Here is a 12,173-nt window from a genome sequence, read left to right as displayed (position 1 = left end):
ACGATGCGTAAGCTGAGGATATTGGTGGTCTGCATGGCCTTGGGCTTGAGCAGCACGCTGGGTGGGGTGCCGGTGGCCGAAGCCCGTGAGGCACCGAGAACCCGAGCGGAGGCTCAGCGGCCAAATCAGAGGGCTCGCGTGGCGCGACCGCACCAGGAACCTGCCACCGCCAGGCAGCGGCAGCATCGCCGAGCCAGTGGGCAGTCGGCCCCTGTGCAGAGGGGCAAGGCGTCGTATTACGGGCGCGAGTTCAACGGCCGCCGGATGGCCAATGGCCGGCGCTTCGACCCTCGTTCCAGCTCCGCGGCCAACCGGACGTTGCCGCTCGGCACCAGGGCGCGGGTGACCAATCTCGAGAATGGGCGGAGGCAGACAGTCACGATCGAGGATCGTGGCCCGCATGTGCCCGGCCGGGTCCTCGACGTTAGTCCCCGGACTGCCGAGGATCTTGGGATGAAGGAGCGGGGTACCGCGCCCGTCGAGGTCGTGCCGGTCGAAGTGCCCCAAGCCGGCGGTGCAGCAGGGCCGGCCGAAGCTACAGGCGGCGGTGGACCCGGGCCACGGCGCGGCCCACGCTGACACGGTAGCCATTCCCGTTGCTCCCACCACGGCCCGATGCACATGGCTCCAGTGGGCCAGGTCGGCTCTGCACCAGGACTGCCAGGTCGGTGTCGCTGGCGCTGCGGAATGTCGCGTTCACGTGCTTCCGTCCGATCCTTTGAAGCAGCTCAGGGCGCCATGGACACCTGGGCCGCGGCGATGCCGCGCCTTTGTTCTTGATTCGTTCGCATCGCCTCGTCATCGTCGCCCGTTATGCAGCCCTCCGATTCTCCCAATCCCGAACCGCCAGGAACCTCGCCTGAGCGTCCTGAGCCTTTGGTGGCTTCCTCGATTACGGCGACTCCCACAGAGGTGACCCCGGCCCCGGCGGTTCAACGCGTGGGGCCGCCCGTGCCGGGGAGGCAGGTAGGAGATGACTGCCGTACTGCTTGTGGAGCAGCTCGCGGCGCAGCTGGAGCGGGCGAATTTCGTGGTCATGCGTAAGGCGCCGCGGCCACTGCATGGCAGCGGATAGGTGACTCTCTCCTCACCACGAGGAGACATCCCAGCCCGGCCATGCCGGGATGCGCGCAACGGCCAAGCGGATGCGAGACCGATGCCCCCAGCCGCTCCCGACGCCCCGCTCGACCAAGCCGCCGTCCTCGCTGCGTTGCGTGCCCGCGTGGCACGGCTGGAGGGGGTCGGCCGGGCGCAGCATGAGGCTGGCGCCATCCCGGTCTGCGAGGGCCTGCCACTGCCCGGCGGCGGGCTGGCGCGCGCCGCGGTCCATGAGGTGCTGGCTACGGAACCGGGCTGTGGCGCCGCCTTCTGCGCCGTGCTGCTGGCCCGCACCGGCGGCACCGTCCTCTGGATCGCCAGCGGCAGGGACGGGCTGCTGGCCTGGCCACCAGGCCTCGCGCGCTGCGGCCTAGTCCCGACCAACCTGGTCCTCATTCGGGCCGAGCGATGGCCGGACGCGCTCTGGGCCATGGAGGAGGCGCTGCGCTGCCCCGCTGTGACCGGCGCGCTGCTGGCCCTGGCCTGGGAGCCGCATCGGCAGGCTGGTGACGGCACACTGGACCTGACCGCGACGCGCCGGCTGCAGCTGGCGGCCGAGACGGGCGGAGCGCTCGGCCTGCTGTTGCGGCCTGACGCCGCTCGCCTGGAGCACACCGCGGCCGCCACGCGCTGGCGGGTCGGACCTCGGCATGCCGCTGGGGCGGGGCACGGCCTGGACGACCCACGCTGGCAACTGGAGCTGCTGCGGGCACGAGGCGGTCGGCCGGGCGGCCCCTGGGCGGTGACCTGGCGCGCCGCGGCTGGGCGGCTGGATCTCGATGCAGAGGAGACAGCTTCCGTCGCCAGAACAGGCCGCGACGCCTCCGCATGACGGGCCCTCCCCATCCCGCGCTGCGGCTGCCCACGGACAGCGCCATAGTGCGCCGCTTCCTGGCGCTCTACCTGCCCTGCCTTGCCACCGACCGGCTCCGCCGGATGGAACCGGACCTGCCAGCCGACCGACCGCTCGCCACCTGGGCACCATCGGGCAACCGCCAGGTGCTGGTCGCCGTGGACCAGGTCGCCGCGACAGCGGGCCTGCGGCCCGGGCAGGCACTGGCCGATGCCCAGACAATCGCGCCCCATCTCCTGCTCCGCCCCGCCGATCCAGAGGGTGATGCGCGAGCGCTGCACGCCCTGGCACTCTGGGCCCGGTGCTACACCCCGCTTACCGCGGTGGACCCGCCGGATGGGCTGCTGCTCGACATCACCGGCTGTGACCACCTGCTGGGCGGCGAGGCGGCGCTGCTGCGCGATGCGCTGGCCCAGCTGCAGCGGGCGGGCATCACGGCGCGGGGTGCGGTGGCGGGCGCTGCCGCCACGAGCGCCGCCCTGGCACGAGCCAGGGGCGACAACCCGATCGCCGTCTCTGGCATCGAGGCGGCGGTGGCCGCGCCGCTGCCGCTCGGGCCTGCGCTCCGCTTGCCGCCGACGATGCTGGCGGACCTCGCCCGACTGGGCCTGCGCCGGGTGTGCGACCTGCTCGACCAGCCGCGCGGGCCCCTGGCCCGGCGCTTCGGGCAGGAGCTGCTGGACCGGCTCGACGCGGTGACCGGGCAGCGGCGGACCGCCATCCGCCCCGTGCTTCCGCCACCGGATGTCGCCGTCGTTCAGGATCTCCTGGAGCCGATCATCACCCGCACGGGCATCGACGCCGTGCTCGACCGGCTGCTGGATGCGCTCTGCGCCCGGCTGCGGCAGGCGGGGCTCGGCGCCCGTCGCGTCGTGCTCCTGGCCTGGCGGGTGGATGGCATGGTGCAGGAGGTGGCGATCGGCACCGGGCGGCCGGTGCGCGAGGCAGCGCATCTCCGGCGGCTCTTCGCCGAGCGGCTGGAACGGCTGGAGCCTGGCCTCGGCTTCGAGCGGATGGCGCTGGAGGCCCGGGCCACGGAGCCGATGGCAGCGGGCACCCAGGTCGGCCTCGGGATCGATGGCCGGCGCGATGCGGCGACGGCCGAGGCCCTCGCGCAGCTGCTCGATCGCTTGGCCCAGCGGCTACGGGTCCAGCGTATCGCCTCCATCGCCAGCCACTGGCCGGAGCGCTCGGTCGCCGCGCTGGGCCCGCATGCCACTCCGCCGGTCATGCCCGTGGGTTGGGCAGCGGCGGCGCTGCCGGTCCTGCTGCTCCGCCGGCCAGCACCGCTGGAGGCCATGGTGGCCCTGCTGCCGGACGGTCCCCCCTCGCTGCTGCGCTGGCACGGCGGCACCCATCGCGTCCATTGGGCCGAGGGACCGCAGCGGCTGGAACCCGAGTGGTGGCGGGATCGCCCCGGCTTGCTGCGGCGGGACTACTACCGGGTGGAGCTCGCCTCGGGTGCGCGGCTCTGGATCTGCCGCACCGGCCCGCCGGAGGCGACACGCTGGCTGCTGCATGGCCACCTGCCGTGACTACATCGCACTGCGCGGCGCGGCCGCCTCCGGTTAGGGATTGTCGCTCTGCCGCCCTCACCGGAAATCCCGGCTTTTGCCCAGGCTCGGCCGTGGTGTGGCCGAGCCTGGATCGGGCCGTCGCACTGCATCGGCGCGCCCCAGCCCCCGCTCCGCCCAGGCGGCATCGCCGGCATCGCTCCGCCGCAACCCGTCCAGCAGGTCCGAGCGGTCGATCAGCCGGCGGGCGATGAGGTGGAGGATCGGCACCTCGGCGCCTTCGGTCTGCCGCTCGACCCGCCCCTCCACAACCAGCAGCCGCGCCCCGATCAGCGCCGCCCGGTCGCGCTCGCCGACCTGGGCATAGACCACGATGTTGGCCTGGCCGTGCTCATCCTCGAGGGTGACAAAGACGATGCCCTTGGCAGTGCCCGGGCGCTGGCGCATCAGCACCAGGCCAGGCAGGCGGATCCAGCCACCCTGGCGCAGGGTGGCGAGCCGTCTTGTGTCGGCGAGGCCGAGCCGCTCCAGCGCCGGCCGCAGCAGGGCCAGCGGATGCGCGCGCAGCGTCAGGCCGGTGGCGCCATAGTCCTCCACCACCGCCTCCCCTTCCCGCTCGACTGGCAGCCTGGGGTCCGGCTCCAGGATCAGCGGCGGGTCGGCCTCAGCGGCACGGAACAACGGCAGGCTGTCCTGGCTCCATCGCTCCACTGCGGCAGCGGCCCACAAGGCGGTGCGGCGCCCGACACCGAGACCGGTGAAGGCATCCGCGGCCGCCAGGGCCTGCAGCGCGGGCCGCCCGACCCCGGCCCGCCGGGCGACCTCCTCGACCGAGGCAAAGGGCGCGCCATTGCCGGCCCGCCGGGCCTTGGCTACGGCCTTGCCGTCCTCCGCAGCCAGGCCGGCCACCAGCCGCAGCCCCAGCCGTAGCGCCAGGCCTTCGGCACTCGTCCGGTCGGGCTCCAGGGCGCAGTCCCACTCGCTGGCATTGACCTCGATCGGCCGCACCACCACCCGGTGCTCGCGGGCATCGCGGACGATCTGGGCGGGCGCGTAGAAGCCCATCGGCTGGCTGTTGAGCAGCGCCGCCGCGAAGACCGCGGGGTGGTGACACTTCAGCCAGGCTGAGACATAGGCAAGGTGGGCGAAGCTGGCCGCGTGGCTCTCGGGAAAGCCATAGGAGCCGAAGCCCTCGAGCTGCCGGAACACCCGCTCCGCCAACTCGGGGTCATAGCCGCGCCGCACCATGCCGCCGACCAGCTTCTCCCGGTGCTGCGCCACCCCCTGGGTGGACCGGAAGGTCGCCATTGCCTTGCGGAGCTGGTCGGCCTCCTCGGCGCTGAAGCGGGCCGCCACCATGGCGACCCGCATCGCCTGCTCCTGAAAGAGCGGCACGCCGAGGGTCCTGCCGAGCACCTTCTCCAGCTCATCCGGCGGCCCATGCTCGGGGCCTGGCCTGGGATAGGTGACCCTCTCCTCGCCGCTGCGCCGCCGGAGGTAGGGATGCACCATGTCGCCCTGGATCGGCCCGGGGCGGATGATCGCCACCTGCACCACCAGGTCGTAGAAGGTCTCGGGCCGCAGCCGGGGCAGCATGGCCATCTGCGCCCGGCTCTCGACCTGGAAGACGCCCACGGAATCGGCTCGCCGCAGCATGGCATAGGTGGCCGGGCAGTCGCGCGGCACGGCGGCGAGGTCGAGGTCGATGCGCCGGTGGCGCCGCAGCAGGTCGAAGCCGCGGCGGAGGCAGGACAGCATCCCGAGCGCCAGCAGATCGACCTTCATCAGCCCGAGCGCGTCGATGTCGTCCTTGTCCCATTCCAGCACGGTGCGCCCCGGCATGGCCGCATTGCTGACCACCGCGGTCTCGACCAGCGGGCCACGGGTGATGACGAAGCCGCCGACATGGGTGGCGAGGTGGCGCGGGAAGTCCTGGATCTGCTCGGCCAGCGCGATGGTCAGGGCCAGGCGATGATCGCCCGGGTCCAGCCCTGCCGCTTCGATCAGCGCCGCCAGGCTCCGCTCCCGGCCGGCGCCCCAGGTGGCGGCCGCCAGCTTGCCCGTGAGATCCTCGGAGAGGCCCAGCACCTTCCCCACTTCCCGCAGGGCGGACTTGGCCCGGAAGCGGATCACCGTGCCGACCAGGGCAGCCCGGTGGCGGCCATAGCGCTGGTAGACGTGCTGGATCACCTCCTCGCGGCGCTCGTGCTCGAAGTCGAGGTCGATGTCGGGCGGCTCGCCCCGGCTGGCCGAGACGAAGCGCTCGAACAGCAGGTCGTGCTTCTCCGGGTCCACGGCGGTGATGCCGAGCACGTAACAGAGGGCGCTGTTCGCGGCCGAGCCACGGCCCTGGCAGAGGATGCCCTGCCCCCGGGCAAAGCGGACGATCTCATCGACGGTCAGGAAGTAGGGCGCGTAATCCAGTTGCTTGATCAGCCGCAGCTCGTGCCGCAGCCGGGCGCGGAGCGCGGCCGGCGCCCCCTCCGGCCAGCGCTCCCGCACCGCCGCCGCCACCCGCGAGGTGAGCGTCTGCTGGGCGGTGCGGCCGGGCTCCAGGATCTCGTCGGGGTATTCATGGCGGAGCTGGTCGAGGGAGAAGCCCGAGGCGGCCTCAAGCACCCGGAGGGTATTGACCAGCGCCTCCGGATAGCCAGCGAAGAGGCGCGCCATCGCGGCCGGCGGCTTCAGGTGACGCTCGGCATTCGGCTCCGCCGCATAGCCCAGCCGGTCGACGGTGGTGCCCAGCCGGATGGCGGTGAGCACGTCGGCAAGACGGCGCCGGTCCGGCTCGTGATAGCGGACCGCATTGCTGGCGAGCAGGCCAGCGCCGGCGCTCCGGGCGGCGTGCGCCAGCGCCTCCAGCCGCCTCCGGTCATCGCCCCGGAGCAGACAGGAGGCGGCCACCAGGAGGGGCATCGCAAGCCGGCCCCGCAGCGCCGCCGCCTCGGCGCGGAGCCGGTCCCGGAACCCCGTATCGGGCATGCCCGCCGGCGGCACGGCTGCCAGCACCCAGCCCGCCGCGTGGGCGTGCAGATCCTCCCGCCGGATGCGGCACTCGCCCTTGGGCGCCGCCATGCGCCCTTGTGACAGCAGCCGGACCAGCCGGCCGTAGGAGGCGCGGTCGGTCGGCCAGGCCAGGTACTCGCTGCCGTCCAGCAGGAGGAGCCGGGCGCCCAGCACGAAGCGCAGGCCAAGTTGCTGCGCCGCGACATAGCCGCGCACTACCCCGGCCAGGGAGTTGGTGTCGCAGAGCCCCAGCCCCGCCTGGCCCAGGGCCTTGGCGGTGACCACCAGCTCGGCCGGATGCGAGGCGCCATCGAGCAGGCTGAAGTTCGATCGGGCCGCGACCTCAGCGTAGCCGGCCATGCCTCAGCCGGCGCGGTGCGGGCGACCGGGGCGGCGCTTCATTACCACGAAGCCGGCGCGCGCCAGGTGCCCGGCCAGGTGCTCGGCGGCGATACCGGCGGCGAAGTCCCAGCCGGCGACGGCGCCGCGGCGCGGCCGGCCCCGCTCATCATGGCGGAGCGCATAGGCCAGGGCCTCGGTGACCTCCTCCAGGGCAGCCGGGGTGAGGTCGGCCGGAGCAGGGGGTGGCTCGGCATCGGACTGCGACATGGTGGGCGGCCTCGGCGGCGGCTATGTTCGTATAATGTTCTAAATGGCGCCAGGTTCAGAGTCGAACCGAATTCTGTAAGGACTAGACGCGTCGAGCCGCCTTCGCGGTGACCGGGACGAGCCCCTATCGCGCGGTACCCGCGGCAGGCTTCTCCAGCGGGCCGTCCTGCGCCTCGCGCCTGAGGGCAGCCATGACCTCCTCGACCGTCTCCCGCACCGCCACATCGGTGTTGAAGCGGAGCCCGACCATCACGATGGCAGCGCGTGCGCCTGCCGCATGCCGCTCCTGCGACTCGCGCACAAGGACGACCCGGTCGGCAGCCAGATAGATGCGCGTATTGCTGAGATCGGTCAGGGCCACCAGCCGCTGCCCCGCGGCCGTCAGGCGGCGCGCAACGGCCTCGACCGGCTTGATGGTCCGCTGCTGCACCCAGGCGGTGGTGTCGATGATCGTATGATTCTCGACCCGCGCCACGCGCACCACCTGCGCTGCGGCAAGCCGCACCGGTGCACGGCCCTCGGTGGGTATGACTTCTATGAACACGCTGGCCGCGGTGCCCACGGGCAACCCTGGCGCGTTCTGTGCCGCCGCGGCAGCGGAGAGCACGACCGCGATGGAGACTGCGAACAGGACGCGCCGGGTTGTCCTCATGGGGCATTCAAACCCGAGCTCTGAAAAGTGTCGCGGGCGACGGTGAATGCGAGATTGGTCACAGTCTGACCTCTGCTGATTGGCACATGCCCGAACGCGCCAGCGGTGCGCCCGCACCATGCTGATGTTCACTGATTTCTGGTGTGGATTGAAGCCTCTCCGAGGCAATCTGCGGGACTGCCGCGAGGTTGGGGGTATGAGGCCGAAACGGATAGTCTCGGACCGGTTATCCCGGTGAGGCAGAGGCGACGTGGCTTGGATCGTGAGGCTGGTGAGCATCGACGCTGAGGGCGAAGAACACGGCACCGACGTCATGCGGATCGCCAGGCCCGGCGACCTCACCGATCTGGCCGGCCTGGGCCTGACCCTGGCCGAGGGCAAGCGGCTCCTGGCCGGTGTCCAGCGGGAGGTCGTCGCCGCGCAGGCGCGGCTGCATGCCGTGCGCCGGCCGGCGTGCCGCGGCTGCGGCGCGGCCTGCCGGGTCAAGGACTACCGTCAGCATGCGGTCGCCACGCCGTTCGGCCAGGTCGCGGTCCGGCTGCCCCGCTTCCGCTGTGCGGCGTGCGCCACGACCGAGGCGGGCGTGGGATGGCTGTCGCACGCCCGCTCGACCCCGGAGCTGGATCGGCTGCGGGCGCAACTCTCCGCCCTGATGACCTACCGCACGGCCGCCGCGGTGCTGGCGCAGCTGCTCCCGGTGGACGCCGGCGCCGATCCCGAGACCCTGCGCCGGCATACCTTCAGGGTCGCCGAGCGCCTGCCGGTGCCGACGCCAGCCAAGCCGGCCAGCCCTGCCGAGGCGATCGTGGTGACCCTGGACTCGACCTTCGTCCGCAGCTGCGAGGCCGGCGAGCGGCACCTGGAGGTCCGGGTCGGCAACGTCGAGACGGCGAGCGGGCGGCGGCAGGTCTTCGGCGCCGTCGCCAAGACGGACACGGACCCGGCGGCGCTGATCCGCCGCAGCCTCGGCGCCGTGGGATGTGCCGAGGGCACTGCACCGACGGCCTTCACCGACGGCTGTCCCGGGCTGCGGCGCATCCTCCTCAGGGCCGGCGTCGATGGGCTGCCGATCCTGGACTGGTTCCACCTCGGCATGCGGCTGCAGCACCTGACGCAGGTCGCCGGAGGCCTGTCGTGCGACGGCCCGGAGCGCGCGGCCGCGAAGGCGGTGATCGTCGAAGAGGTCGAGCGGCTGCGCTGGCGGCTGTGGCACGGCAAGGCCAAGGATGCCGGGATCAGCATCGAGCGGATCCGCGCGGTCATGCGCCACTTCCGGGGCGAGCTCGGTGGCCGCAGGGCCGCCGCGCCCTCGCGCAAGCTGTGGACCGCGCTGCGGGCGCTGAACAACTACCTCGTCGGGCAGAGCGACCGGCTGGTCGACTACGGCGCGCGGCACCGGACCGGGCTGCGGGTCGGCACGGCGCTGACCGAGGGCACGGCCAATTTCCTGGTGAACCGCCGGATGGCCAAGTCACAGCAGATGCGCTGGTCCCGGCACGGCGCCGATCGGCTGCTGCAGGTCCGCTGCGCCGTCTACAACGGCACGCTCGGCACCGGCTTCGGGCAGCGTTTCTGCGCCGCAAATGATCTGCTCCCGCGAGTGGCCGCCGCCGCATGACCCCCAGTTTCGCGGCAGTCCCGTCATCGTCATCACCGGCGCCTCCTCGGGCATCGGGCTTGCCACTGCCCGGATGGCGGCCGAGCGCGGCGCCGCCGTTGTGCTCGCCGCCCGCGACGAGGAGGCGCTACGCCGTCTGGCCGAGGAGATCCGTGGACAGGGCGGCCGGGCCGCGTACCAGGTGGCCGATGTCGCCGACCCGGCGCAGGTCGAAGCGATCGCAGCCAAGGCCATTGCGGAGTTCGGCGGCTTCGATTCCTGGGTCAACGACGCCGGCGCCTTCATCTATGGCCGCATGGACCACGTGTCGCTCGAGGACCAGCGGCGCCTGTTCGACGTGGTCTACTGGGGCGTTGTGCATGGCACCCTGGCCGCGGCGCGCCACCTCCGGGAGCGGGGTGGTGCCATCGTCAACCTCGGCAGCGTGCTGGGCGACCGGGCCATCGCGTTGCAGGGGCCCTACTGCGCGGCAAAGCACGCGGTGAAGGGCGCCACGGATGCATTCCGCATGGAGTTTGAAGCGGCAGGCTTGCCGATCTCCGTCACGCTCATCAAGCCGGGGCCGATCGACACCCCGTTCATGGAGCATGCGCGGAATGCCATGGGAACCCGGGGCACCCGGAACCCGCCGCCGTCCTACCACCCACGGGTCGCGGCGCGGGCCATCCTGCACGCCTGCGAGACGCCGGTGCGCGACCTTTATGTTGGCGCCGGCGGCTGGCTGACCACGGTGGCCGGCGCCCTGGCGCCGCGCCTGACCGACTACGTCATGGAGGTGACGGCCAAGCCGTTGCAGTCGACCGACGACCCTGGACGGCCAGAACGACGGGACAACCTCTACGAACCGCGGGAGGACCTCTCAGAGCGCAGCAGCCTCAAGGGTCTGCCACCCCGCCAGACCAGCCTGTTGCTCGAGGCACAGATGAGGCCGATCGCCAGCGCCGCCGCCCTGGCGACCGGCCTTGCCGCGCTGGTCTGGGCCCTGGCGCCCCGTGCACGGGCCGGCGGGTCGAGAGCAGCGCCCTGGTATGCCAGAGCGCGGCGCCTGTTCTGAGCGGCCGCGCTAAAAGGCATACCGCACCCGGCAGTAGGGCATGCGCGCGGCCAGCAGGTCGAGGAAGCGCTGGAGCCAGCGGCCCTTCCAGCCGGCGCGGTAGCGCAGGTTGATCTGCCCGCCCTCGGAGCGCTTCTCTTCCTGGATGTCGGGACGCCAGAGCAGCGCCTCGGCCTTGGGGTGCCAGGCGAGGTTCACCTCGTGCAGCTCGGCATTGTGGGTCAGCATGATGACCTCGGCGGCAAGCTGATCCTTCACCGACGCCGGCAGCACGTCATCGACTTCGGCGGAGAGTTCGGACCATTCCGCTTCCCAGCCCTCGTGCAGCACCACGGGGGAGAAGTTCAGGTGCACCTCATAGCCGGCGCGGTGCAGTTCGGGAATGAAAGCGATGCGCTCCGCCACCGGGGAGGTCCGCACATCGAGCAGCTTCGCCGCGCTCGCTGGCATCAGCGACATGCGGACGCGCATGCAGCCCTGCGGGTCATAGCCGAGCAGATCGCGGTTCACCCATTTGGTGGCGAAGCTGCCCTTGGCATTCGGCAGGCTGCGGAAGGCTGCCACCAGATCCCGGACATTATCGGAGATAAGGGCGTCCACCGAGAGATCACCATTCTCGCCGAGGTCGTAGACCCAGTCCCGTGGGTCCACTTGGTTCGGTTCCGGCTTGGGGCCAAGCCGCGCGGCATGGCGGGCGATGGCGGCCGAGATCTCCTCGATATTGGCAAAGACGGTGATCGGGTTGGCGTGCCCCTTGCGGCGCGCGACGTAGCAATAGGCGCAGGCCATGGCGCAGCCGTTGGAGGTCGAGGGGGCGATGAAGTCGGCGCTGCGGCCGTTTGGCCGGCAGGCCAAGCCCTTCTTCAGGCCGAGTACCAGCACCTCCCGCTTTGGGCGCAGGAAGTCACCAGGGTCACCCCCTTGAAGCTCCGGGATCCGCCAGTGCGAGGCGACGGGCACGCGCTCGGCCGCCGGGAAGCGCGCCAGGATCTCCCGCCCCCGGGTATAGGCCTCCGCGGCGGGTTCGAAATAGATGCGGTGGATATCGAGGAAGGGCGTGGCAGAGAGACCAATCATCTCCGCCGGATATGGGGTGGCAAGGGCGAAACAGCAGCGGGCCCCGAAGCCTGGCACCCAAGGAACCGACACGGCGTTAACCGCGCTGGGAATGAGCGCCGAACGGGCAGTAATGATTTCAGAACATTGGACGACAGGGCGAGAGCGAGGACATCATCGTGGACGTGCGCCTGAACGGCTGCTCCTGGGAGTGCTCCGTATGGCCGTCATCACCCTCACCCGCACCGCCATCCCCCCTGGCGGCAAGTGCGCCCAGACCGGGCTGGTCGGTTGGGTACGAGGGCCAGCAGATCGCAATCTACTTCGAGCTCGAGAGCGGCAAGCTCATCCTGGCGGATTGGACACCCCTCGATAAGGCGCTTCGCGGTCAGGGTAAGGAGGTGAGGAGCTATGCCGAATTCCCCTAATCGGGACGCGCTGCTGGCCTGCTACCTGCGGGGTGCGGACTGGTGGGAGGCAGACGGCCAGCGGCGCGTCCTCGCATCCTCCGTGCCCCTGCCCCGGGCCGGCTTCGGGTCCAGGCCACGAACGGCGCCTTGAGGCACCGGACCAATCGGGTATCGCAGGAACCCGCTGGTGCCCGTTGCTGCAGGGCACGATGTCCCACAAGCGCGAGCAGCTCATCCGTCTGATGACCGAGGCCACAGGAGTCGAGGACGACATCTTCCTGCTCCCATAGCTCGCTCGGCCCG

General features: G+C 71.6%; 9 protein-coding genes. 5 read left to right on the top strand and 4 right to left on the bottom strand.

The features are described from left to right. The first annotated feature begins 3 nt into the window (after nt 1–3). From KSF81_RS31075 to KSF81_RS27215, 3 genes are all read left to right on the top strand, one after another. Complete coding sequence (locus KSF81_RS31075; protein WP_309139771.1) at nt 4–579, top strand: septal ring lytic transglycosylase RlpA family protein; 576 nt, start codon at nt 4–6, stop codon at nt 577–579. A gap of 577 nt (nt 580–1,156) precedes the next feature. Next, nucleotides 1,157–1,930 carry an ImuA family protein gene (locus KSF81_RS27220; protein ID WP_217382010.1) on the top strand — a complete coding sequence of 258 codons (774 nt, stop codon included), beginning with the start codon at nt 1,157–1,159 and terminating at the stop codon, nt 1,928–1,930. After that, nucleotides 1,927–3,486, top strand: coding sequence for a DNA polymerase Y family protein (locus KSF81_RS27215; RefSeq protein ID WP_217382009.1), 1,560 nt, complete (start codon nt 1,927–1,929; stop codon nt 3,484–3,486). Before KSF81_RS27220 ends, KSF81_RS27215 begins: the two co-directional genes overlap by 4 nt. A gap of 57 nt (nt 3,487–3,543) precedes the next feature. On the opposite strand, the gene KSF81_RS27210 is transcribed toward KSF81_RS27215, so the two are convergent. The 3 genes from KSF81_RS27210 to KSF81_RS27200 all read right to left on the bottom strand — a co-directional run bounded on the left by KSF81_RS27210 (nt 3,544) and on the right by KSF81_RS27200 (nt 7,732). Continuing rightward, nucleotides 3,544–6,831 carry an error-prone DNA polymerase gene (locus KSF81_RS27210; RefSeq protein WP_217382008.1) on the bottom strand — a complete coding sequence of 1,096 codons (3,288 nt, stop codon included), beginning with the start codon at nt 6,829–6,831 and terminating at the stop codon, nt 3,544–3,546. Nucleotides 6,832–6,834: 3 nt separating this feature from the next. After that, the gene (locus KSF81_RS27205; RefSeq protein WP_217382007.1) at nt 6,835–7,080 is read right to left on the bottom strand and encodes a hypothetical protein; all 246 of its coding nucleotides are present in this window, start codon (nt 7,078–7,080) and stop codon (nt 6,835–6,837) included. 124 nt (nt 7,081–7,204) lie between these two features. Continuing rightward, nucleotides 7,205–7,732: a hypothetical protein gene (locus KSF81_RS27200; RefSeq protein ID WP_217382006.1), complete on the bottom strand. Its 528-nt coding sequence runs from the start codon at nt 7,730–7,732 to the stop codon at nt 7,205–7,207. A gap of 271 nt (nt 7,733–8,003) precedes the next feature. Between KSF81_RS27200 and KSF81_RS27195 the strand changes: the two genes are divergently transcribed. Both KSF81_RS27195 and KSF81_RS27190 read left to right on the top strand, forming a co-directional pair. Next, nucleotides 8,004–9,350: an ISKra4 family transposase gene (locus tag KSF81_RS27195; RefSeq protein ID WP_309139770.1), complete on the top strand. Its 1,347-nt coding sequence runs from the start codon at nt 8,004–8,006 to the stop codon at nt 9,348–9,350. After that, nucleotides 9,316–10,404, top strand: coding sequence for an SDR family oxidoreductase (locus tag KSF81_RS27190; RefSeq protein ID WP_217382005.1), 1,089 nt, complete (start codon nt 9,316–9,318; stop codon nt 10,402–10,404). The genes KSF81_RS27195 and KSF81_RS27190 overlap by 35 nt, the downstream gene beginning before the upstream one ends. Before the next feature lie 9 nt (nt 10,405–10,413). On the opposite strand, the gene KSF81_RS27185 is transcribed toward KSF81_RS27190, so the two are convergent. Further along, nucleotides 10,414–11,481 (bottom strand): spore photoproduct lyase family protein, encoded by a 1,068-nt coding sequence (locus KSF81_RS27185; protein WP_217382004.1) that lies wholly within the window; start codon nt 11,479–11,481, stop codon nt 10,414–10,416. Between the last annotated feature and the right edge of the window lie 692 nt (nt 11,482–12,173).

It is taken from the genome of Siccirubricoccus sp. G192 (genome assembly GCF_019084075.1).
GTDB lineage: Bacteria > Pseudomonadota > Alphaproteobacteria > Acetobacterales > Acetobacteraceae > G192.
Note: the sequence above shows the minus strand (reverse complement) of the source record. Positions and strands in the feature narration are given on the sequence as shown.